This is a genomic window from Phaeobacter sp. NW0010-22, from assembly GCF_040365955.1.
In the GTDB taxonomy this organism is placed as follows: Bacteria; Pseudomonadota; Alphaproteobacteria; order Rhodobacterales; family Rhodobacteraceae; genus OMPR01.
This window is the reverse complement of sequence record NZ_BAABWT010000005.1, coordinates 107,107-130,481: the sequence shown is the minus strand read 5'-3', so window position 1 is coordinate 130,481 and position 23,375 is coordinate 107,107. Positions and strand designations below refer to the sequence as shown.

Annotated in this window: 24 protein-coding genes; 16 read left to right on the top strand and 8 right to left on the bottom strand. The window is 51.0% G+C overall.

Features of this window, described 5'->3' with window-relative positions; genetic code table 11:
• The first annotated feature begins 713 nt into the window (after window positions 1–713).
• From ABWV33_RS12425 to ABWV33_RS12405, 5 genes are all read left to right on the top strand, one after another.
• Window positions 714–998 (top strand): hypothetical protein, encoded by a 285-nt coding sequence (locus ABWV33_RS12425; RefSeq protein WP_353331102.1) that lies wholly within the window; start codon window positions 714–716, stop codon window positions 996–998.
• 474 nt (window positions 999–1,472) lie between these two features.
• Window positions 1,473–2,081 (top strand): hypothetical protein, encoded by a 609-nt coding sequence (locus ABWV33_RS12420; RefSeq protein ID WP_353331100.1) that lies wholly within the window; start codon window positions 1,473–1,475, stop codon window positions 2,079–2,081.
• Between the two features lie 6 nt (window positions 2,082–2,087).
• Window positions 2,088–3,530, top strand: coding sequence for an SPM autocatalytic domain-containing protein (locus ABWV33_RS12415; RefSeq protein ID WP_353331098.1), 1,443 nt, complete (start codon window positions 2,088–2,090; stop codon window positions 3,528–3,530).
• Window positions 3,531–3,559: 29 nt separating this feature from the next.
• Entirely contained in the window at window positions 3,560–3,658 is a 99-nt protein-coding gene (locus ABWV33_RS12410) for a hypothetical protein (protein WP_353331499.1), read from the top strand.
• Between the two features lie 249 nt (window positions 3,659–3,907).
• On the top strand, window positions 3,908–4,054 hold the full coding sequence (locus ABWV33_RS12405; protein ID WP_353331096.1) for a calcium-binding protein: 147 nt from the start codon (window positions 3,908–3,910) through the stop codon (window positions 4,052–4,054).
• Here the strand turns inward: ABWV33_RS12405 and ABWV33_RS12400 are convergent.
• Complete coding sequence (locus ABWV33_RS12400) at window positions 4,046–4,291, bottom strand: hypothetical protein (protein WP_353331094.1); 246 nt, start codon at window positions 4,289–4,291, stop codon at window positions 4,046–4,048. The two genes, ABWV33_RS12405 and ABWV33_RS12400, sit on opposite strands and share 9 nt — an antisense overlap.
• A gap of 418 nt (window positions 4,292–4,709) precedes the next feature.
• On the opposite strand from ABWV33_RS12400, the gene ABWV33_RS12395 reads away from it, so the two are divergent.
• From ABWV33_RS12395 to ABWV33_RS12385, 3 genes are all read left to right on the top strand, one after another.
• Window positions 4,710–5,918, top strand: a complete 1,209-nt coding sequence (locus ABWV33_RS12395; RefSeq protein ID WP_353331092.1) for a putative sodium/potassium/calcium exchanger — start codon at window positions 4,710–4,712, stop codon at window positions 5,916–5,918.
• A 722-nt stretch (window positions 5,919–6,640) separates the two neighbouring features.
• Complete coding sequence (locus ABWV33_RS12390) at window positions 6,641–6,811, top strand: transposase (protein ID WP_353331090.1); 171 nt, start codon at window positions 6,641–6,643, stop codon at window positions 6,809–6,811.
• Window positions 6,812–6,930: 119 nt separating this feature from the next.
• Window positions 6,931–7,137, top strand: coding sequence for a hypothetical protein (locus ABWV33_RS12385; RefSeq protein ID WP_353331088.1), 207 nt, complete (start codon window positions 6,931–6,933; stop codon window positions 7,135–7,137).
• 70 nt (window positions 7,138–7,207) lie between these two features.
• Here ABWV33_RS12385 and ABWV33_RS12380 read toward each other — a convergent pair whose 3' ends face one another.
• Window positions 7,208–7,801, bottom strand: coding sequence for a sulfotransferase family 2 domain-containing protein (locus ABWV33_RS12380; protein WP_113824286.1), 594 nt, complete (start codon window positions 7,799–7,801; stop codon window positions 7,208–7,210).
• Between the two features lie 352 nt (window positions 7,802–8,153).
• On the opposite strand from ABWV33_RS12380, the gene recA reads away from it, so the two are divergent.
• From recA to ABWV33_RS12365, 3 genes are all read left to right on the top strand, one after another.
• Window positions 8,154–9,224: a recombinase RecA gene (gene recA, locus ABWV33_RS12375; RefSeq protein ID WP_121997398.1), complete on the top strand. Its 1,071-nt coding sequence runs from the start codon at window positions 8,154–8,156 to the stop codon at window positions 9,222–9,224.
• A gap of 180 nt (window positions 9,225–9,404) precedes the next feature.
• Window positions 9,405–12,059 (top strand): alanine--tRNA ligase, encoded by a 2,655-nt coding sequence (gene alaS / locus ABWV33_RS12370; protein WP_353331086.1) that lies wholly within the window; start codon window positions 9,405–9,407, stop codon window positions 12,057–12,059.
• A 1-nt stretch (window position 12,060) separates the two neighbouring features.
• Window positions 12,061–12,348, top strand: a complete 288-nt coding sequence (locus ABWV33_RS12365) for a DUF1330 domain-containing protein (protein WP_353331084.1) — start codon at window positions 12,061–12,063, stop codon at window positions 12,346–12,348.
• A gap of 153 nt (window positions 12,349–12,501) precedes the next feature.
• On the opposite strand, the gene typA is transcribed toward ABWV33_RS12365, so the two are convergent.
• The 6 genes from typA to ABWV33_RS12335 form a co-directional block, all read right to left on the bottom strand.
• Window positions 12,502–14,322 (bottom strand): translational GTPase TypA, encoded by a 1,821-nt coding sequence (gene typA / locus ABWV33_RS12360; protein ID WP_121997401.1) that lies wholly within the window; start codon window positions 14,320–14,322, stop codon window positions 12,502–12,504.
• A gap of 131 nt (window positions 14,323–14,453) precedes the next feature.
• A complete protein-coding gene (locus tag ABWV33_RS12355) occupies window positions 14,454–14,789 on the bottom strand; it encodes a DMT family transporter (protein WP_113824294.1) in 336 nt (111 codons plus the stop codon).
• A gap of 401 nt (window positions 14,790–15,190) precedes the next feature.
• The gene (locus tag ABWV33_RS12350) at window positions 15,191–16,405 is read right to left on the bottom strand and encodes an NADP-dependent isocitrate dehydrogenase (protein ID WP_353331081.1); all 1,215 of its coding nucleotides are present in this window, start codon (window positions 16,403–16,405) and stop codon (window positions 15,191–15,193) included.
• Between the two features lie 134 nt (window positions 16,406–16,539).
• Window positions 16,540–17,706 carry an HD domain-containing protein gene (locus ABWV33_RS12345; protein WP_353331079.1) on the bottom strand — a complete coding sequence of 389 codons (1,167 nt, stop codon included), beginning with the start codon at window positions 17,704–17,706 and terminating at the stop codon, window positions 16,540–16,542.
• A complete protein-coding gene (locus ABWV33_RS12340; RefSeq protein ID WP_113824279.1) occupies window positions 17,703–17,948 on the bottom strand; it encodes a hypothetical protein in 246 nt (81 codons plus the stop codon). The genes ABWV33_RS12345 and ABWV33_RS12340 overlap by 4 nt, the downstream gene beginning before the upstream one ends.
• Entirely contained in the window at window positions 17,948–18,601 is a 654-nt protein-coding gene (locus tag ABWV33_RS12335) for an alpha/beta hydrolase (protein WP_113824278.1), read from the bottom strand. The genes ABWV33_RS12340 and ABWV33_RS12335 overlap by 1 nt, the downstream gene beginning before the upstream one ends.
• A 182-nt stretch (window positions 18,602–18,783) precedes the next feature.
• Here ABWV33_RS12335 and iscR point away from each other — a divergent pair, with 182 nt between their 5' ends.
• The 5 genes from iscR to ABWV33_RS12310 all read left to right on the top strand — a co-directional run bounded on the left by iscR (window position 18,784) and on the right by ABWV33_RS12310 (window position 23,371).
• Window positions 18,784–19,242 (top strand): Fe-S cluster assembly transcriptional regulator IscR, encoded by a 459-nt coding sequence (iscR, locus tag ABWV33_RS12330; protein WP_121997404.1) that lies wholly within the window; start codon window positions 18,784–18,786, stop codon window positions 19,240–19,242.
• 58 nt (window positions 19,243–19,300) lie between these two features.
• On the top strand, window positions 19,301–20,344 hold the full coding sequence (locus ABWV33_RS12325) for a cysteine desulfurase family protein (protein WP_353331497.1): 1,044 nt from the start codon (window positions 19,301–19,303) through the stop codon (window positions 20,342–20,344).
• Between the two features lie 18 nt (window positions 20,345–20,362).
• Window positions 20,363–21,883 (top strand): Fe-S cluster assembly protein SufB, encoded by a 1,521-nt coding sequence (sufB, locus tag ABWV33_RS12320; protein WP_113824275.1) that lies wholly within the window; start codon window positions 20,363–20,365, stop codon window positions 21,881–21,883.
• A gap of 94 nt (window positions 21,884–21,977) precedes the next feature.
• Entirely contained in the window at window positions 21,978–22,541 is a 564-nt protein-coding gene (locus ABWV33_RS12315) for a hypothetical protein (protein WP_353331495.1), read from the top strand.
• Window positions 22,542–22,552: 11 nt separating this feature from the next.
• Window positions 22,553–23,371 carry a polysaccharide pyruvyl transferase family protein gene (locus tag ABWV33_RS12310; protein WP_353331076.1) on the top strand — a complete coding sequence of 273 codons (819 nt, stop codon included), beginning with the start codon at window positions 22,553–22,555 and terminating at the stop codon, window positions 23,369–23,371.
• The last annotated feature ends 4 nt before the right edge of the window (window positions 23,372–23,375 follow it).

Genomic DNA, 23,375 nt, shown 5'->3' with positions numbered 1-23,375 from the left:
TTTCTATGTAATAAGTGCGCAACTAGGCTATTGGCACCTTGCCGCCAACGGCAACTATTTCGTCGCCATGAGCCGACATTCTGGCGCGATAACCTTTAGACAAGTCTTAGAAATTGTCTAATTGCGTGAATTTCCACCAAGAATGCTCAACGGGTCCAGTTCTCGGGGGTGCTGATCGTTTTGGATTCGGGCTGGTCCGAACGCTGCGCCCGCTTCGCTGCTTTTTACGTCGTTTCCTTCGATGCGTTCTAACTGATAAGATATTTGATCGGCGTGGGCGCTAAGATCTGCTCCATCATATAGAACGTTTCCACCGTCCCGTTAGCAAGGCACGTCCAGAGAGCGTAGCTTGGACGCAGACACCCCTAAATAGTGTGCAGCGGCCTTTACTTGCATGAGGCGTGGGGGGAATTGAAGTGTCTCTACTAGTCCTCCCGTCGCTCTGGTTCGTTCAGATACCGGAACTCGATCCGGTTAGTCGTTTCGCTGGAATCTTTGCTAACCAGCATTTTGATGAGTTCCGAGGGTATCATGCTTGGAAACCCTTCCCGTGCCATGTCTTCGGCAGTGATTGAGTTCAGGGGTTCAGGGGTTCAGGCTTTGGCCGCAGTCGCAAAGACAGACACCGCCGATGTGTTCCAGCGCCTGTGTCAGCGCCGCATGCGCGGCCTGCACCATTTGGACACCTTCAGGGGGGATGGACCCGTCGTGTCATGGGCGATCACCCCGGCGTCCAGATCCGCGATATCGGTGTGATTGACCGCGCCATGCGATTGGCCCGCGATGCCGGGACCATCCCGGCACCCGTCGTAGTGACACCCGGCAAGGCGTTGGAGCCAACCCCCTCAAATTCTCAACCCACGGACCAAGAACTAGCGGTCCAAATTTCCACGAAAGGAAAACCAATGAACGAAGTGAAAAGCTTTCTGGCGTCGAAAACCATCTGGGGCGCGGTGATCGCCGTTGCGCCAACTGCCTTGGGTTTTTTTGGGGCTTGAACATGACCGGGGCCGATGCCGCAGAGGCCGCGCAGCATGTGAATGCAATCATCACGGCGGCGGGTGGCTTGCTGGTTGTCTATGGGCGTGTGAAGGCGACCAAAGCTATCGGATAAGTTGCCGATTTGGCCCGCTGCTAACGTAGCCCCATCACAATGAAACTGGGGCTACGTTTTTGAAGTGTCAGTGTGATATAAATTCTTCCTAAGGCGGTTGTGACGTAGCTTCACAGATACCTAGTGTTGCTCTCGCAATCCAAATATCAAGAAGGTTCCTTGGGTTGCCTGCAGTTACGCCGGGATCCCGAAAATTTCCTCTAATGTATCGTCTTTTGCCTCGGTTTTCTATTGTGTCAACATGATATAGTTAATTTGCAAGTTCCAAAAAAATAAAACGTTGGCCAGTGCTCATTCGCTAGTTTACAAAATAGAGTTGGAGAGTATTTTTTGAACCCACAACTTTAGGTTTTTTGAAATGGCTATTTTTGAATATTTGCGAATGTATTTTTTAATGAAAGCGCTGTTAGTGTCTTTCGTGGTGTTTGTTCTTTCCGGGGAACTTAAAGCAGATACTAAGTGCTCTGATTTTGATGCGGTTTCAAGTATGAATGTTACCAGCATGGAGCAAGTCCTGCCGTGTGATATTTTGGTTGAGTTGTATCTAAGGGGGCTAGGTGTTTGGCTGGGCTTCGAGGTTGTGTCTGTGCCGGGAAAGTTGGAGAGTCATGGGTACTATCTCCCTGTCAGGATGTTTTTGTTTCGCATTAACCGAATACAAAGCGAAGATTTTGATAATGATTTTGGATTATTGTTATCGTCAATCCCCTTTCTTGATCAGCTGGATGATGAAAAAAAGGGTTTTTATCTTTCATATATTTTGTCAGAGTACTGGACGGCGAAGGAAACTCAAAACGGCATTTCTGGATTTTGGATTGATAAGGCGTTCAAGGACGCTATTGGGAGGGCTGGTTTGAAGAGCACCCAAGAGCTTGAGTGCTTTATTTTGGCAGGTTTCCCAGACAAAAAAATTAGGGATATAAAGAATACGAAAGTATATTTGGATTGTATTGAGTTGAAGGGGTAAATCGCTATGGGTACGAATACCAGTTTTTCAAAGACCGGCGAGGTTAGTATATCTATTTCTCAGCCAGAGTTTTCTATTACCCCTGGTGAAGCGATAAGAGATATAGGTAAGGCGGTCACCGACCATGTAGAAGATGAAATGAAAGCTGCCACTAGCCGAATATTTGCTGATGAATTAGCCAAGGAATACAATGAAGCATTGAGGGATTTTAAGGAAAATCCAACAAGCTCTCAACTGGAAAATCGACTAAATACACTTAAGGATAATATTGATACTTGGACTGATGTGTATAATCAAACTGACCTTTTAGGTGACCTTTTAGGTAAAATATCTAAGTCAGGTGTAACAACGATTGGCGACTATTCCAATGACGCTAACTTTAGCGCTAGTGAAGCTGTCGAGTTGGCTGTGCAAGTTGGCTCGTTCTTAGCTGAGATTAATCAACCTGTAACGCCCGGAAATGTGGATTTCGCACTTGCTTCTTTAACCGCGACATCGAGTCTTAGCATAAACGGGGTTTCTTATTCGCTTACTAGTCATGGTACTCTTGTTCGATCCGACAGTGTCTTAAGCTTGGACCTTGATGCTTACTCATACTTCGAGACAATTGATACTGATAATGATGGTCACGATGATTCTTGGAGTAATGAATTTTCAGGCGAAGTTGAGTCTATAGATTCATTCGACCCTGAAGCACTGGACGCGGAGGCATCATATTATCCGATAGTAATTGATCTCGAGGGCAATGGCATTGAAATAACTTATGACAACCCCACCTACTTTGATTGGGATGCCGATGGGTTTCGAGAGAAAACATCCTGGGTTACTCCTGACGACGGCTTCCTTGTTCTTGACTTGAATACAGACGGAACACGCGGTTCTGGCGATGGAAAGATTGACCAGGCGCGGGAGTTGGCATTTTCATTATGGGGCAATGAGGGCGATACTGATCTTCAGGCTTTGGCGCGGGCCTTTGATGACAATAATGACAACATTCTCAATGCTCTGGATGCGGTCTGGTCCGAGTTAAAGATCTGGCAAGATCTGGATCAGGACGGTGAAACGGATGAAGGCGAGTTAAAAACGCTTTCTCAGTGGGGAATCACTCAGATCAATCTGAACTATGATGGTGAAAGTCCCACAACCGATGCTGACACCGCTGCGATGTATGCTGATACCAGTAATGACATCGTTGTCTTTGGCAATACACTTCATGGCCTGAGTTCGTATGTTCGGAACGGAGAGGCCGTGTCTGGCGGTGTTGGAGATATGACGTTGTCTTACAACACCCTCGGGTGGAGACGGACACCGACCGCCATCGGTTATAGTATCGAGTTTGAGAGCGGCGCAGTTCAACAGTATGCAGTTTTGGGTGGGTCAGTTTCTGCCATGCCCGATCTGGTTGCTGGGTGGCTTGATGGCGCAAGTGGGAATAGGCTAACACCTTGACCGCTTCGGGGCACACTCGTTCTGTAGTGATGGCAGGCGGAGCCGGAAACGATACACTGGTAGGTGGACGGTTAAATGACTATTTGACGGGTGACGCAGGCTTCGACCAGATTTCAGGCGGAGCTTGAAACGACGTCGTCTTTTTTGACCATGCCGACATTAACAGTATCAATGCACATATCTCTGGCGGTGCAGGCATCGATACAGCCATATACACGGACACCACGGGACTGAGCTTTAATCTTTATAAAAATGGCTTTGAACGGGCAGTTGGCGGCGGTGGCAATGACACTCTCACGCCTGAATATGACACAACTTCTGCGACGCTGCATGGGCGTGAAGGCCAAGATGCACCGCGCACTGGTGATGCGAATGACTTGCTATCGGGCGGTAAAGGCAACGACACACTTTACGCGGGTGTAGGTGATGATTTCGCGCTTGGGGGGATCGGTCAAGATCACTTGAATGGTGAAGCCGGTGATGATCGGTTGCTGGGCGGCAAGGGTCATGATGACCTAGACTGACTCTATTTTTTCACCAAGCAACCCGTGTTCAGCCATCAGGGAACGCAAAGGCAAGGTCGCGGATGCGTTCATGATGCGCAGTTTGCCGCTTTTCTTGTCTGTGGATTCATTCTCAATTTTAATAATCTGCTTGTGCAGGGTGTTGCTGTTGCCGCCATAGCCAAGGACCGTAGCGAATTCTTCGCGAGACACGCCAAGCGCTTCGTAGACGTTGCGGATCTCTTCCCCGCGTAGCACTGGCGTTGCCTCAAGGGTAAGGTTGACGTGAGCGCGGGCTTCGCTGGGGGTGGTGCTGAACTATCCAGAAGGTGCGGCTTTCCTAGAGCCTTTGACGGGCCTTATCGTGGTCTTGAAGGTGTCGCTGCGTAAAGCTGCTTTACGCAGTTAGCGACCTTTGCAAATTTTCTGTAATCAATCGCCTAGCTACGCAGTAGTCTGTCATCACTATAGTTCGAATTCAGGCGAACTGGGTTAGGAAATCATCCTGAACCGGCCCCTTTGAAGATGCATTTGGGGGTGTGGTTACCTTCAACTTGGCCCGGGAGTGTTCGTTTCTGGCCAGGTCAGGTTTGAGATTCTTGTTTTTTCCTTTGGCTTCTCAGTGGAAGTGTCTGACAAATGGCCCATTGCAAGTCAACACATTTTGGAGACCTTCATGCCCAATCTATCTGAACGCGAATTCGAAACTCTCCTGGAATCCACGCTGCAGAATATCGACCTGTTTAGCCCTGTCAGCTTTGCCAATGAAGGCGACGAAGGCAACGAGGAGGATGAGGGCAACGAACGCAATGAGGGCAATGAGGGCGAAGAAGATAACGAGGGTGACGAACACAACGAAGGCGACGAGGGCAACGAAGACAACGAAGCCGACGAAGACAACGAAGGCAACGAGGCCGACGAAGGCAACGAGGGAAATGAGGGTAATGAAGGCCACGAAGGCAATGAAGGAGATGAAGGCGGCCTAGACAACGAAGGCGACGAGGGTGACGAGAACAACGAAGGGGCCGAAAACGACGAAGGTGACGAAGGCAACGAAGATGACGAGGGCGATGAGGACGACGAAGAGAACGAGGGCGACGAGCACGATGAAGGCGATGAAGGCGACGAACAGCAAGAGCCTGCACACCCGTCTCGGTTCGCTGATGGCAACGAAGGTAACGAAGACGACGAGGGCGACGAGAACGCCAATGTCATTCTCGAAGATGAGGGCGATGAGGGCGACGAAATCGTCTATGCCGACGAGGGTGACGAGGGCAACGAAGGCGACGAAGGCAACGAAGATGATGACCGCAACGTGGGCAATGCGCTGAACGACGGCAATGAAGGCAACGAAGGCGACGAGGAGGATGAGGGCAACGAACGCAATGAGGGCAATGAGGGCGAAGAAGATAACGAGGGTGACGAACACAACGAAGGCGACGAGGGCAACGAAGACAACGAAGGCAACGAAGCCGACGAAGACAACGAAGGCAACGAGGCCGACGAAGGCAACGAGGGAAATGAGGGTAATGAAGGCCACGAAGGCAATGAGGGAGATGAAGGCGGCCTAGACAACGAAGGCGACGAGGGTGACGAGAACAACGAAGGGGCCGAAAACGACGAAGGTGACGAAGGCAACGAAGATGACGAGGGCGATGAGGACGACGAAGAGAACGAGGGCGACGAGCACGATGAAGGCGATGAAGGCGACGAACAGCAAGAGCCTGCACACCCGTCTCGGTTCGCTGATGGCAACGAAGGTAACGAAGGCGACGAGGGCGACGAGCATGACGAAGGCGACGAACATGACGAAGGCGACGAGGATGACGAGCAAGATGAAGGAAATGAGGGTGATGAAGATGATGAGGGAGACGAAGGCGTCTAAGTGTAGGGCAAGTTGTTTCCATCCGATGGCATTGTTTGCCTCATAGAATTGCGAGGAGAACTATCTGACCTCTACCGGCAAACAAAACTTTGAAAACACACCTTTGTCTTAATCATTTTTTTGTCTGCGGATCTAGTTTCCAAAGTGCGGAGCCTTCAGGCCGTGATCTGTAGCAACTTAGAAAACGAGCTCCAGGCGGACGTTTGCTGCTGGAGCTCCGAATGTCCGCTTTGGGCTGTTTGCTGTCATTCAGCGCAATGCTATCAGATGATCGGTAAGTGGTCTCATCGGGGCGCGAAACGCTTACATCCCGATGGCTTCGTCCTTCACCCGCTCTGATGTAGAACACCTGAACAGCGCCTTAGATAAGATATTGAAAACTAAGATGGTCGAATTTTGTTCAGGTTGATTTATTTCCGTTTATTTTCGAGAACTGTAGTGTTTTCTGTCTGTCCGCCATTATCCTTTCTTGGCAAAGAAAATCCCTCTAACACGTGAGTAATAGGGTGGTTTCGAGTTTAGGTAATTTTCTCAATAGGCCTATAATACCCGATAACAAGGCTACTGCGAGTAAGATTGGCAGTAAGAAACCGCTAATCTGAAACAGTATAGGGCGTACAATTACCCAAGTTTTTTTGGAGATCCAAACACACCAAGTGAAGTAGCCCTTGTGATCGAACAGTTGGCTAAGGAGTGTCCCATACCTTTGAAAGGATGCGAACTTGGCCAAACGCCAGAACTTTTCAGATCAGTTTAAGGCCAAGGTAGCGTTGGGAGCGATGCGCTGCAACAAGGCGGTGCAAGAGATTGCCGCGAAGAAGAAACAGCTTCACCCTAACGGGTTAAGCACGTGGAAACAGCGGGCCATCTACTGCATGGCTGACGGGTTCTGAGGGAGGAAGCTGAACGGCCTGACTGTGGCAAAGGTTAAGGAGTTTCATGACAAGATTGGGAGGTTGGCAATGGAGAGCTTTTTTGACGGAAGGGCTCAATAGGCGAGCCCGACAAAGAAATGGTCGATGTTCATCACGACCATCCCAAGCTTAGTAACAGCCTGCAGCGCAAGCCGGTTCTGCTCAGCGTTTTATTACTCGCCGTTGGAAAATATGCGGTTAAGCAGGAAGGAATGAAAAAGATCGAGCGTGCGTTCAGCGCCAGATTGCAGTGTATCTGCGCCAGGAAGGAGTTGTGCTGGGACGCCATTGCGGACGTTGTCTAATGGCAAAAGGAAGGCCTTTAAGAAATTTACAACATCCAAGCGCCACCCGTCACCGCTCTGTAGGTGGGTTTTACGAAGCCGAATTGTAGATTTCGAAATCTCTAGCGTGGTGCTGACGAAATTTGCGCTCAATCTCTGGCGACAAATACAACGTCATCTCGGGCGACAGGTTCTCGCGTTCTAGGGTTAGTTTCACGGAAAGTCGTCCTTCAAGATACTGTATCGCTAAAGGCAGAGAGTCATACTTGAATAAATGTGTTACAGGTGCGCTCCCAGTAGGAGGCCGCAAGAATCGTTCTTGGCTACCAACATTTGCGAATCCAGGGCGCGGAGCCTTCATATAGGCTAGTACAAAGTCGTCAAAACTGACCTCGTGCGTCGAATTGGGACGGCCCTTCATATATTGGCGTCGCCTGTAACGATACCAACTGCCCAGCCAATCTATGGGTTCCCGTACCACTGCCATGGTCTCCATTTCAACACTGCTGACTTCTGAAAACATGGGTTTGAAGAACTGGTTGTACCTGTAAAGGGGGGTGTGTTTCAGTTCAGGCGGATTGGCTATGACAATTTCTGCACGATCCCGCAAAGCCGTTTGAAGCGCAGTGGTGCCAGTTTTAGGCACCGAAAAAAGAACCAAACGTTCTTTAAAGAAAACAAGCATTTGCTGAGCCTTGTTAGGATATCGCTACTCCAAATACTGGCCCAAGCTCGTCGTATAGGCAATGGATTTCCGGTGGGGTCACTCTTGTAAAGTTCGGATGAGGAGTATGGGTGGAGAACTTTTGCGGCCGTCTTCGTTTAAGGTTTATGAAGTCTTAACCCTCGTATCCTAAACTTTTTGGAAGAATTGGCGTGTGATCCGACCAGGAGAGAACTGGCGAAGTGAAAAAGATAGCGCACAATTCAATATTTGTTTGAAATGTTCTTGCTTTGGTCCTATCAAGAACATTAGCGGAACAAACCTAGGATTGCCGCCCGACTTCGGGTGTGACACAAGGAAGAGGAACGAGATAATGGCGGATCTTCTGACGATGAGCAACAAGCAGAACGAAGGCAAGAAAAAGGCGTTAGACAGCGCTCTGGCACAGATCGAACGTCAGTTTGGCAAAGGGTCAATTATGAAGCTGGGGGATGGTAATGCCATCCAGGAAATTGAAGCCAGCTCTACCGGGTCTTTGGGGTTGGATATTGCGCTTGGGATTGGCGGTTTGCCGATGGGGCGTATTGTTGAGATCTACGGCCCAGAAAGTTCTGGTAAGACAACATTGACGTTGCACTGTGTTGCTGAACAACAAAAACGAGGCGGTGTTTGTGCATTTGTGGATGCGGAACACGCTCTGGATCCCCAATATGCCCGCAAGTTGGGGGTTGATCTCGATGAACTGCTGATTTCGCAGCCAGATACAGGCGAACAGGCTCTGGAAATTACTGATACGTTGGTCCGGTCCGGTGCGGTAAACATGGTTGTTGTGGATTCGGTTGCGGCTCTCACCCCAAAGTCAGAACTTGAAGGTGATATGGGAGACAGCAGCGTTGGTGTTCAAGCGCGCTTGATGAGCCAAGCTATGCGTAAGTTGACCGGTTCTATCAGCCGCTCTAAATGTATGGTCATTTTCATTAACCAAATCCGGATGAAAATCGGTGTTATGTTTGGCTCACCAGAAACGACGACTGGTGGTAATGCGCTGAAGTTTTATAGCTCTGTACGCTTGGACATTCGTCGTATTGGTCAGATCAAGGACCGTGACGAGGTTGTTGGTAACGCAACCCGTGTAAAAGTTGTTAAAAACAAGGTCGCGCCACCATTCAAGCAGGTTGAATTTGACATCATGTATGGCGAAGGAATCTCTAAAATGGGTGAACTTTTGGATCTTGGTGTCAAAGCGGGGGTCGTCGGGAAATCGGGTTCGTGGTTCAGTTATGGCGACGAACGGATCGGGCAGGGGCGTGAAAACGCAAAGCAGTTCTTGCGTGATAACGAACGAATGGCCTTCGACATCGAAGACAAAATCCGCGCAGCACATGGGCTGGATTTTGAGATGCCACCTGAAACAGCGGAAGAGGATGATATCCTTGAAGGGTAATGCCTGCGTTGGGCGGTACGCCTGAAAAACGAAGGATATTGACTGCCTATTATTGTTAGGCAAGACAAGGCGGCCTAGCAGGTCGTCTTGTTTCGTTTCAGGGCCTACGGACTGTGGACAGTCTGTTGGCAGGGCGATAAACCTGCTCGGAACCAATAGATTGCCAGCCGAGAGAGCCTCATGCCGACGCTGAATGATATCCGCTCCACCTTTTTGAACTACTTTGCCAAGCAAGGGCACGAAATCGTGTCCTCTAGTCCCTTGGTCCCACGAAATGACCCTACTTTGATGTTTGTGAACTCGGGTATGGTCCAGTTCAAGAACTTGTTCACTGGTCTTGAAACGCGAGATTACAACCGGGCGACGACGGCGCAGAAATGTGTTCGAGCTGGTGGCAAGCACAACGATCTTGATAATGTGGGCTATACTGCGCGCCATCATACATTTTTTGAGATGTTGGGGAACTTTTCCTTTGGGAATTACTTCAAAGAAGAGGCTATTACCTTTGCATGGGATCTGATCACCAAGGAATTTGGGATAGATAAGTCCCGTCTATTGACCACCGTGTATCACACGGATGATGAAGCCTATGAAATCTGGAAAAAAGTTGGCGTTCCAGAAGATCGCATCATCCGCATAGCCACCAGTGACAACTTTTGGCAAATGGGCCCAACCGGACCCTGTGGCCCGTGTACCGAGATATTCTATGATCATGGGGAACACATTTGGGGCGGCCCTCCGGGATCTCCCGACGAAGACGGCGATCGCTTTATCGAAATCTGGAACGTCGTGTTCATGCAAAATGAGCAGTTCGAAGACGGATCTATGGTTCCCTTGGACATGCAATCGATTGATACGGGCATGGGGCTTGAGCGGATTGGCGCGCTTATGCAGGGCAGCCACGATAACTATGACACAGATTTGTTCAAAGCCTTGATCGAAGCAAGTGCGGATTCGACGGGTATCGATCCCTATGGTGATCACAACGTTCATCATCGGGTGATCGCGGATCACCTGCGCTCAACTTCTTTCCTGATGGCAGACGGCGTTATGCCGTCGAACGATGGTCGTGGGTATGTTCTGCGCCGGATCATGCGTCGCGCAATGCGCCATGCTCATCTGCTAGGGGCTAAGGACCCGGTGATGTACCGCCTGGTTCCATCGCTGGTGCAACAGATGGGTGCGGCCTATCCTGAACTAGGACAGGCGCAGTCGCTGATTGAAGAAACGCTGAAACTTGAAGAAACGCGGTTTAAGCAAACTCTGGATCGGGGTTTAAAGCTGCTTGATGATGAACTGGGTTCTTTGCCTGATGGGACGCCGTTGCCTGGTGCGGCGGCGTTTAAGTTGTATGACACTTTTGGCTTCCCTCTCGATTTGACGCAGGATGCATTGCGCGAGAAGGGCCGGGATGTAGATACCGAAGGTTTTGAAACTGCGATGGCGGAACAAAAAGCCAAAGCACGTGCCGCTTGGTCCGGATCCGGTGAAGCAGCAGATGCGACAATCTGGTATGATATCGCTGATACCCATGGCAAAACTGATTTCCTTGGCTACGATACCGAAATTGCCGAAGGTCAGATCGTCGCTTTGATACAAGACGGCGCTGAGGTAGAAACGGTTAAGCTGGGTGGTAAGGTTCAGATCGCTTTGAATCAAACACCGTTTTATGCTGAGTCAGGTGGTCAGGTTGGCGATAGTGGCCTGATCCGGACAGATGCTGGAATGGCGCAGGTAACGGATACACGCAAAACGGCCGGTGTCTTTCAACACTTCGCAGAAGTTGTCGAGGGTGTAATCTCCGCTGGGGTTGCTGCAACGTTAGAGGTCGACCATGGTCGTCGTACAGCTATCCGCTCAAACCATTCAGCGACACACTTGTTGCACGAAGCACTGCGTCGTGCCCTCGGAGATCATGTCGCTCAACGCGGTTCTTTGAATGCTCAAGACCGTTTGCGGTTTGATTTTAGCCATACAAAGGCATTGACCCAGGATGAACTGGCACAAGTTGAAATCGAAGTGAACGAGTATATTCGCCAGAACACACCCGTTGAAACCCGGATCATGACCCCTGATGATGCCCGCGCTTTGGGTGCACAGGCTTTGTTTGGCGAAAAATATGGCGATGAAGTGCGTGTTGTTTCGATGGGTGTGCAGCCGGGCTCTGGCAAAGGGGCTGATGGCGAAACCTATTCGCTCGAACTTTGTGGTGGGACCCATGTGAAGCGGACGGGTGACATTGGTGAGTTTGTACTGCTGGGCGACAGTGCCAGCAGCGCAGGTGTGCGTCGGATTGAAGCGTTAACAGGTATCGATGCGCAAGCGCATTCAGCTCAACTGCGAACCGTTCTTAACGCAGTCCAAACTGAGCTGAAAACCTCTCCTGATCGTTTGTTGGAGCGGATCAAGGGCGATCAATCCAAAATCAAAGATCTGAATAATGAAATTGCGCAATTGCGCCGTGAATTGGCGATGTCCGGAGGGGCACAGTCGAATCCGGAAGCTGCGGAAATCAATGGTGTTAGATTTCTGGCTCAGGTTTTGAGCGGCGTAACTGGAAAAGATTTGCCTGCCCTCATTGATGAACACAAATCCCGCATTGAGTCGGGTGCTGTTTTGTTGATTGCGGACACCGGTGGCAAGGCTGCTGTAGCGGCTGGCGTTACCGAGGATTTGGTTAAGCAACTGTCTGCTGTTGATCTGGTCAAGGCTGCAGTCAGTGAATTGGGCGGCAAAGGCGGCGGTGGTCGTCCTGATATGGCACAGGGCGGTGGTAAAGATGCCAGCAATGCCGACGCAGCCATCAAAGCCGCAGAACAGGTGATAGGAGAATAAAATGGGTGCACTTTGGATTGCGCATGTGACTGTTACAGACGTTGATGCGTATAGCAAATATGCGGAACTGGCAGGGCCTGCCATTGCCAAGCATGGAGGCGAATTTGTCGCAAGAGGTGGTAAATTCGTGCAGCTTGAGGGCAAAGAGCGGCCCCGCAATGTCGTTGCAAAATTTCCGTCTGTTGACGTGGCTGTAGCTTGTTATCATTCACCAGAATATCAGGAGGCTCTGAACCATGCACGAGGCGCATCAGAGCGAGAACTGATGGTAATCGAAACCTCGGAATAAGAGGTGACACTGAAGAAAAAGGCCCGGTTTGACCGGGCCTTTTTCTTTTTCCAGCAAGGGATGGACTAGGTTCACACGTAAATGTTGGGTTATTTCCAAACAAAAACGGGACGCTCTCAGAGCGCCCCGTTGTGTTAGCTAATGACCGCAGTACTAGGCGATGCTTCTGGCCATGCGCTTGCGCTCATGCGGATCCAAATACCGCTTCCGAAGGCGGATAGCGTTTGGTGTTACTTCAACTAACTCATCATTGTCGATGTAGGCAATCGCCTCTTCCAAAGACAATGTGATTGGCGTTGTCAGGCGGACAGCATCGTCTGTTCCCGAAGCACGCACGTTGGTCAGTTTCTTACCTTTGAGCGGGTTCACTTCCAGATCGTTTTCACGTGAATGTTCACCGATGATCATGCCCTGATAAACGTCGGCTTGTGCGCCGATCATCATCTTGCCACGTTCTTCGAGGTTCCACAGAGCGTAAGCAACCGAAGTGCCGTTCTCCATCGAGATCAGAACACCAGCGCGACGACCTGGGATCGTGCCTTTGTGCGGGGTCCAACCGTGGAACACACGGTTCAGAACGCCGGTACCGCGGGTGTCAGTCAAGAATTCGCCGTGATAGCCAATCAGACCACGCGAAGGTACATGCGCGATGATGCGGGTCTTGCCAGCACCGGCAGGCTTCATTTCAGTAAGCTCACCTTTGCGCACGCCAGTGATTTTTTCAATCACAGCGCCGGAGTATTCGTCGTCAACGTCAATGGTGACTTCTTCGACAGGTTCCATCCGTTTGCCGTCTTCTTCACGGAATAATACCTGCGGACGTGAAATTGACAGTTCGAATCCTTCACGGCGCATATTTTCGATCAGAACGCCCATCTGCAATTCGCCACGACCGGCAACTTCGAAGGCTTCACCGCCGGGAGTGTCAGAAATCTGAATCGCAACGTTCGATTCCGCTTCTTTCATCAGGCGATCTCGGATGATGCGAGACTGAACTTTTTTGCCATCGCGTCCCGCCAACGGCGAATCGTTGATGCCAAAGGTTACGGTGATGGTGGGTGGATCGATTGGCTGTGCGGGCAGGGCCTCTTCGACCTGCGGCGCCACGAGGGAATCCGCAACCGTTGCTTTGGTCATGCCGGCCAGCGAGACGATATCACCCGCTTCGGCCAAGTCAATCGGGGTCTGAGCAAGACCGCGGAATGCCAGGATTTTGGTGGCGCGGAAGCTTTCGATCTGGGTGCCGTCACGGGACAGAGCTTTGACCGTTTCGCCAACCTTTAGCGTGCCGCTTTCGACACGACCAGTCAGTAGGCGTCCGATGAACGGGTCGCTGCCAAGCGTGGTCGCAAGCATGCGGAACGGTTCGTCCATCTGCTCGATCTGCTTAGGAGCAGGAACGTGATCAACGACCAGATCAAACAGCGCGTTCAAATCTTTGCGTGGGCCATCCAGCTCCATGTCAGCCCAACCAGAGCGGCCAGACGCGTACATGGATGGGAAATCCAGTTGATCGTCGTCGGCGCCGAGGTTGGCAAACAGATCGAAACATTCATCCAGCGCACGATCAGGTTCGGCATCGGGCTTGTCGACTTTGTTCAGAACCACGATGGGGCGCAAACCCAGGGCCAGCGCCTTAGAGGTCACGAACTTGGTCTGTGGCATCGGGCCTTCGGCCGCGTCCACCAAAAGAACAACACCATCAACCATAGACAGGATCCGCTCAACTTCACCGCCGAAATCAGCGTGGCCGGGGGTGTCGACGATATTGATCCGGGTGCCTTTCCATTCGACTGAAGTCGCTTTGGCAAGGATTGTGATGCCGCGCTCACGCTCCAGATCGTTGCTGTCCATAGCGCGCTCAGTCGTCGCCTGGTTTTCCCGGTATGTACCGGATTGTTTGAGAAGCTCGTCAACCAGGGTCGTTTTACCGTGGTCCACGTGAGCAATGATTGCGATATTACGCAGGTCCATGAGAGGTCAGCCTTTGAACGGGAAGTTGCCGCGCCCATACCGCGGCACGGGAAAAGATACCAGCGAAAATACGCATCTCGAAGGGGTAATAAGGATTCTAGCCCCCCAAACGGTATGAAATCAGTCGTTGATCAGTGGCCGGCCGAGGTGGAAAAAAGCTGAATGATCAAAATACCTGCAATGATGAGCCCCAAGCCAGCCAGCGCAGGTAGGTCGAGTTTTTGTCCAAATACAAAAAAACCAATGATGGCGATTAGGACGATGCCTAAGCCAGACCAGATGGCATAGACAACGCCGACATTCATCGTTCTGAGCGTCAACGCCAAGAGGTAGAAAGAGGCTCCATAGGCGACGACGACCAGAGCAGAAGGCCAAAACCTAGAAAATTGCTGACTGGCCTGCAATGCAGTGGTGCCAATTGTTTCAGCAATTACGGCAAAGAAAAGAATGATAAGAGCTTTGGGCATCGCTTTGATCCAACTCGAGCAGAACAGGGCAGGGAACATGATCCCTTGCAAGGTCACTCAGCACATTCACGGCCGGTTCGGCAAGTAGGAATGGGATATCAGAATACAAAATCCCTTGGAGGTGATGAAAACCAGACTTTCCGGTTTAGGGTTTGTTTTGTAATTTTAGGTACGTTTTTGATTGATAAATGTTTCTATTGTAGAGTTTTGTTATGCCACCTTTTGCAAAAATAGTTGTCTTGCTATCAGCCTTACTTGCCATCGGGGGATGGTTTGCCGATCAACGAGAGGCGAAACTAGATGTTCCAGATACGTTGCAACACTACAGTTCGGGATCGGGTTGAACCTTTAGCGATAAAAGTGTGCGCGACCTGTGAATTCATGTCACAGGTCGCGATTGTTCACCCCACCAACGCTTTGTTCAGGTTTTCCTCGACCTTCTCTAGAAAACCCATTGTGGTCAGCCAACCCTGATCAGGCCCGACAAGCAATGCCAAGTCTTTGGTCATATGGCCGCTTTCAACGGTATCAACGATATTCCGTTCCAGTGTTTCTGCAAAACGTTTGAGTTGATCGTTCCCATCCAGTTTTGCACGGTGCTTCAAGCCGCCAGTCCAAGCAAAAATTGATGCGATCGAATTTGTTGATGTTGCTTCGCCTTTTTGGTGCTGTCGATAGTGGCGTGTGACGGTTCCGTGGGCCGCCTCGGCTTCGACGATTTTTCCATCGGGTGTCATCAGCTGTGAAGTCATTAAACCAAGTGAGCCAAACCCCTGCGCAACCGTGTCCGACTGCACGTCGCCATCGTAATTCTTGCAAGCCCAAACAAACCCGCCATTCCATTTCATCGCGCAGGCGACCATGTCGTCGATCAGGCGGTGTTCATACCAAATGCCTGCAGCTTTAAATTTGTCCTCGAATTCCTCTTCATAGACCTTTTGAAAAAGCTCGAGAAAACGCCCGTCATACTGTTTCAAAATTGTATTTTTGGTTGAAAGATAGACGGGCCACCCGAGTTGAAGGCCGTAGTTCAACGACGCACGCGCAAAATCCAGAATTGAGTTGTCGAGGTTATACATCGACATGAAAACCCCAGCTGATGGGGCATCAAAGACCTCTTGTTCGATTTCAGTGCCGTCTTCGCCGACAAATTTCATGGTCAGCTTACCGGGGCCAGGAAACTTCATGTCGGTGGCTTTATACTGATCCCCAAAGGCATGGCGGCCGATTACGATCGGTTTGGTCCAACCGGGAACAAGACGTGGAACATTTTTACAAATAATAGGTTGGCGAAACACAACTCCACCGAGAATGTTGCGAATGGTCCCATTGGGCGAACGCCACATCTGCTTCAGACCGAATTCCTCAACGCGTGCTTCATCCGGTGTGATGGTGGCGCACTTGATGGCAACACCAACTTCCTTGGTTTTTTCAGCGGCATCAATTGTAATCTGATCTTCGGTGCGGTCTCGTTCTTCTATACCCAGATCAAAATATAGTAGATCCACATCCAAATATGGCAAGATTAGTTTGTCTTTGATGAACTGCCAGATAATCCGGGTCATCTCGTCACCATCCATTTCGACGATCGGGTTTTCAACTTTGATTTTGGACATGGGTTGGTCCTTCGGGCTGTGAGCGTCAGACGACGATCTATTAGCAGAATACGGCTCAACTAACAAAGTATGCAATGGTATACAATTGAATAATTACAACGCTTCTCACCCGGGAAAATTGAAATGTTAGCCAGTTATCCTGTCAGTGCAGGATGTTCACGAAAGAAGGATTCCAATTGAGGGCGCAACCAAGCCCAAACATGCGGAGCGCCTCGACTTACCGGTATGCCTACCCGTTGATCGAGTTGGGCCAGAGAGACCTGATACGTGACCCATGATCCGCCACCATTCACAAGATTGCTGATAGGGACCTGAACGCGATCAATTGCTTTGGCAAACAAGGCATCGGACGTTTCTGCTGCCTCGAATTCCTGCCACAATGCGATCAAGGATTGGCCTTCTCTATCTGGCAACAAGCCAAACAGGCGCTCAGCTGCCTTTTGTTCTTTCACGGCCATAACTGCGTGATCAACCACACCATGGATGGGGGCATCGCCTGCATCAATTTCAACGATATCGTGGATCAACAGCATCTTTAGAACGCGGTCTAATGTAACCCCAGCTCCTGCTTGATCTTCCAACACCATAGCATGCAACATGATATGCCAAGAGTGCTCGGCTGAGTTTTCAAACCGTGAATTGTCATTCAATCTGGATGCGCGTTCGATGCGTTTCAGCTGGTCCGCTTCGTTCAGAAACGCTAGCCGATCCGTCAGGGCGGTTACATCGATAGTGCACGGATTGCCTAGGAGAGAGGACGCAAGGGCAAAGGCTTCAGGGAATGTGTCTTGCAAATAGGCAGCGCGCCCACCGGCAATGTTATCGCGTACAACGTCAATGTGATCAGCCTGTTGAGGCGTAGCATAAAGAGCTTGAAACATGGGCTGGCAGCGATCCAACCGCTTGGCGTATCGCGCATCGGCGGTTTCATCTGCTTCGAATTCAAGCCAAAGCGCCAGAAACGTGTCTGCTTGATCGTTGGGCAAAATTTTGAATAACTCAACCGCCGCGGCATGTTCTGCTTTTGCCACAGCAGCCCAGTCTGTTTCTTCGTGTATGGGGTGATCGCCGACCACAATTTCAACCAAATCATGCAGGAGCAACATTCGGATTGCCCGATCCACAGATGCCCCTTGCGCATTCACAGGGCACAGTATCAGCGCATAAAGGGCTAGGTGCCAGCTGTGTTCTGCAGAATTCTCAGGGCGTGACTGATCCAACAGGGTGCTTGCCCGTTCCACCGTTTTTAACCTGTCCGCTGTTTTGAGGAATTCAATTTGGGCGGACAGGCGGTCGGTCATTCGGTGGGATCTTTCTGGGTTAACGAGGCTTTGTATTCCGTCACTTTCTTGACCAGAAAACGACGTGCTATACGTTCAGATAAACGAACACGAATTTCTGTTAGAAAAGCTTCTTCTAGCGATTGGGATGACGCAGCCAGCACATTGCCAACCTCGACATAAAACCGGTCATCTCCGATTTGGTCCATCACCTTAAGGGTGTCCTCGGCCAATTTAGCGGCCAAGGTTTCGATAGTTCCCATTAGCGGGTATTCTCGGTCAGGCGGCGTTTCACATAATCTGTAGTGCTGTTCATCAGGGTGTCCATGTGAGGATCCTGAAAGAAGTGGTCAGCGCCTTCGACTTCCTGATGAGTGATGGTGATCCCTTTTTGGTCATGCAGCTTGTTCACCAACGCAGTGGTGTCGGCTGGCGGTGCAACGCGATCTGAGCTGCCATTGATGATCAAACCAGAAGATGGGCAGGGTGCCAGGAACGAGAAATCGTACATGTTGGCCGGTGGAGAAACAGAAATGAATCCTGTGATCTCTGGGCGGCGCATAAGCAACTGCATGCCAATCCATGCTCCAAACGAAAAACCCGCAACCCAGCAATGCTTTGAGTTGTTGTTCATCGATTGCAGGTAATCAAGCGCCGAGGCGGCATCCGAAAGTTCGCCAACACCTTGGTCGTATTCACCTTGGCTCCGTCCGACTCCACGGAAATTGAACCGTAAAACGGTGAAGCCCATGTTGTAGAACGCATAGTGGAGATTGTAGACCACCTTATTGTTCATCGTCCCGCCGAATTGAGGATGGGGATGTAGAACGATAGCAATCGGTGCGTCTTTTTCCTTTTGTGGGTGGTAGCGGCCTTCAAGGCGGCCTTCGGGTCCGGGAAAAATCACCTCGGGCATGTGTGCGTTTATCCTGTTTCTTTTTCGGGAGTACCCGAGAATTTCTTGACGAAATCTGTAAGGCACTTTAGAACGGTTCTAAATGCGGCGCGCCGACTGGCTACGCTGTAGATGCGGAATACGCATTGGCAGCCAAAAGGTCAATGATTGCGCGTAAATGTCACAGGTGTAAGGGGCGCCATATGAAATTGTCCACAAAGGGTCGATACGCCATGGTCGCGCTTGCCGATATTGCCCTGCAACCTGCTGAAGCACTTGTGACTTTGGGTGAAATCTCTAGCCGGCAAGATATCTCACTGCCGTACCTGGAACAACTGTTCGTCAAGCTAAGGCGTGCAGGTCTGGTTGACTCGGTGCGTGGTCCAGGTGGTGGCTATCGTCTGTCTCGCCCAACTTCAGAAATTCGCGTTGTCGAGATCTTGGCAGCCGTGGATGAGACCGTTGATGCGATGCACAAAGGGGCAGGTGCCTCGGGGGGCGCGTCGGGGAGCCGTGCACAATCTCTGACCAACAGGTTGTGGGAGGGGCTAAGTGCAAATGTATATGTCTTTCTCCACCAAACGCGGTTGTCTGATGTTATCAAGAATGATCTGGCACCATGCCCCGCTGTTCCTACCTTGTTTGCGATCGTCGACGACTGATGTCTAAGCCACTCTTAACTTTTGATATGTGCAGGGGTGCCACTCAAATGGTGTTTCTATAATGCGTGTTTATCTTGACCATAATGCCACGACGCCGCTGTGTTCGGCTGCCCGGGAGGCAATGATCAAGGCTATGGATCTGTGCGGCAATCCGTCTTCGGTTCATGCTGAAGGGCGCGCTGCCAAAGCCATCGTCGAAAAGGCACGATCACAGGTGTCCACAGCTTTTGGCGCGGATGGCGCTGATCTTGTGTTCACCTCGGGTTCAACCGAAGGCGCCGCTTTGGCTATGGCTGGTCGAGACCTAATGGGGTCCGAAATTGAACACGATGCGGTCCGGGCCTGGGCTGTGAACGGGCTGCCTGTGAACGAACAGGGACTCGTAACAGTAAGCGATCCTACACGATCAGTATTGCAACTGGCCAATTCAGAAACCGGTGTGATTCAGTCACTGCCGCAGGGTATTGCCGTAACGGATGCGACGCAGGCTTTTGGTAAATTGCCGGTGGCGTTTAATTGGTGTGGCGCGGAAATGGCACTTGTTTCTGCCCACAAGCTTGGCGGCCCAAAAGGCATCGGCGCGCTTGTTATGCGACGGGGCACTGATTTGCCTGCGCAAATCAAAGGCGGCGGCCAAGAGATGGGACGGCGCTCAGGTACCGAAAACGTGATCGGCATTGCAGGGTTTGGTGCGGCGGCCCAGTCTGCGGCGAAAGATTTAGCCGATGGCGTGTGGGAACGGGTTGCAGAACTTAGAAATATTCTAGAAAAGGCCCTTGCTACCACAACTGTACAGACTATTTTTGTCGGGAAAGAACAACAGCGCCTGCCGAACACGTTGTGCTTTGCGACTCCGGGGTGGAAGGGCGGAACACAGGTGATGCAGATGGATCTCGCCGGCTTTGCGATTAGCGCCGGTAGCGCCTGTTCTAGTGGAAAGGTTCGTGCCAGCGGTGTGTTGCGCGCGATGGGGTATGATGAGGCCACAGCCGAGAGCGCGATCCGCGTGTCACTCGGGCCTTTGACAACAGAAACGGATGTGCTGCGCTTTGCGGATGCGTGGCTTGCAAAAGAAAAGAAGCATCGCGCGCGTGCTGCGTGATCTGACGGAGGGTTTGTCATGGCCGCTTTGGACCAGACACAGGTAAAAGATGGTGTTGATCAGGAAACCGTAGAAGCGGTGGCCGAGGTTAGTACATACAAATATGGTTGGGAGACCGATATTGAGATGGAATATGCCCCAAAAGGGCTGACCACGGATATTGTGAAGCTGATTTCTGAAAAGAATGAAGAGCCCCAGTGGATGCTGGATTGGCGTCTTGAGGCCTATGAGCGTTGGTTGCAGAAAGAAGAGCCAACTTGGGCAATGGTAGATTATCCCGAAATCGATTTTCAGGATCAATACTATTACGCGCGCCCCAAATCGATGGAAGTCAAACCCAAATCGTTAGACGAAGTCGATCCTAAGCTTTTGGCAACATACGAAAAGCTTGGTATCCCACTGAAAGAGCAAATGATTTTGGCCGGCGTCGAAGGTGCTGAGGATATGCCAGCCGAAGGTCGCAAAGTTGCGGTTGACGCGGTTTTTGATTCTGTGTCCGTCGGGACAACCTTCCAAGCTGAGCTGAAAAAGGCGGGCGTTATTTTCTGCTCCATTTCAGAAGCGATCAAAGAACACCCGGAATTGGTCAAGAAATACCTTGGTACTGTTGTTCCAGTATCCGATAACTTCTACGCGACGCTGAATTCGGCCGTATTCTCAGACGGATCGTTTGTATACGTGCCACCGGGTGTACGTTGTCCGATGGAACTGAGCACATATTTCCGTATTAACGCGGAAAACACAGGCCAGTTCGAGCGCACTCTGATCATTGCGGATAAAGGTAGCTATGTCAGCTATTTGGAAGGCTGTACCGCTCCGGCACGCGATATTGCGCAGCTGCACGCCGCTGTGGTTGAGATCATCATCGAAGAAGATGCAGAAGTAAAATATTCAACAGTTCAGAACTGGTATCCCGGTGATGAGAACGGCAAAGGCGGCATTTATAACTTTGTGACCAAACGTGCGGATTGCCGTGGTGATCGTGCCAAGATCATGTGGACTCAAGTTGAAACCGGGTCGGCCGTGACTTGGAAATATCCATCGTGCATTCTGCGTGGCAACGAGAGCCAAGGTGAGTTCTATTCAATCGCGATTGCGAACAATATGCAGCAAGCTGATACAGGCACCAAGATGATCCATCTCGGTAAAGACACCAAGAGCCGTATCGTTTCCAAAGGGATCAGCGCAGGGAAAGCGCAGAACACCTATCGCGGGCTTGTCTCCATGCACCCTAAAGCCAAGAATGGCCGGAATTACACGCAGTGTGACTCGTTGTTGATTGGCGACAAATGCGGGGCTCATACGGTTCCGTACATCGAAGTCAAAAATAACTCGGCCCGTGTCGAACACGAAGCAACCACGTCCAAAGTGGATGACGATCAGCTGTTCTATTGCCGCTCACGGGGAATGGACGAGGAAGAGGCCGTTGCCTTGGTCGTAAACGGGTTCTGTAAAGACGTGTTGCAGGCGTTGCCGATGGAATTCGCCATGGAAGCACAGCAGCTGGTTGCGATCTCGCTCGAAGGGTCGGTTGGATGATCCTCTGCGGGCTGCGTTTTCAGGAGCCGGTGAGACCGGTCAAGGGGGTCCTGTGACTGCCCTATCTGAAACCATGACCCGCCCAAAATTGACAATGCCGCCGGCTGAATCGGCGGCATTGCAAATGGCCTATGAAGAATCAGAAGTGATCCTTGAATATGGATCTGGTGGATCCACGGTACTGGCCTCGGAACTAGCAGGAAAACACGTCACCTCGGTCGAAAGTGACCGAGACTGGGCCAACATGATGAAACAATGGTTTAAGGCGAACCCACCGGCGCAAGGCACCGAAATTGACATTTCTTGGGTCGATATTGGACCCACACGCGATTGGGGCCACCCTGAGACCGACGATTATTGGCGGACCTATCCTAATTACCCATTGGGCGTTTGGGAACGTGATGACTTTCGTCACCCTGATGTTGTTCTGGTCGATGGCCGCTTTCGGACTGGCTGCGCACTGGCAACTGCTTTCAATATCACTCGTCCCGTCACGTTGCTGTTCGATGATTATGCAGCTCGCAAATGGATGCACCGCGTCGAAGAGTTTTTAGGCACACCCACCATCATTGGACGCCTCGGCGTTTTTGATGTTGAACCCACAACTATCCCGGCCAATCGCCTGACCAAGGTGATCCGGCAAATGACGCAACCGTAGGTGCGATGAGTATGGGCGAGACTGTTCAAAATGCAGGGCCGTTGCGGTTGTACTGGTGGCGAGGCGAACCGAATTTCGGCGACGTGCTGTCCTCGGTGATCGTTGCGCATGTGTCTGATCGAAAGATTGCACACGGGGGCCCTTTGGATTGTGATATGCTTGGCATTGGATCGTTAATTCAAGTCATGCGCAGAAATCACACCGAAGCTAGGGCAGGTGGTTTTAAACCTTGGATCTGGGGGGCAGGGTTGTTGCACCCCGTGCCACGTGATTTCTTGAAACATGTTCGCGTTGCGCTTGTACGTGGACCAATCACAGCGGCGCTGCTTGGGCTGCGTCGAACTGAATTTGGTGATCCAGGGCTATTGGCATCAAAGGTTTTGCGTGAGCGCACAGGTAGGAATGATCGTGTCGCACTGGTGCCCCATCATAGCCAAATGGACGATCCTGAGATTGCACGCCTCGCGCAGGATGAACCAGCGTTGCAAGTTATTGATGTGGCACAAAGTCCAGAAACGGTTTGTCGTCAAATTGCGCAGTGCCGGCATGTGATTTCGGCTAGCCTGCATGGCTTGATCGTAGCGGATTCTTACGGTGTTCCAAACACTTGGCTAAGCCCTGGCAAGCAATCGCATCTGAAATATCACGATTATGCAGCTTCAATTGGTCGTCCGATGATCAATCCGATTCAACTGACCGACATACCAGAATTGCTGCAGTCATTGAAAGACAATGATGGTCTTATCTATCGTGACGGGGTTGCCCGTGCGTGTGACGACCTGATCAACACCTTCCCGGCGTCTTTAGGGACGTCAGTAAATACCGCCTAACTTA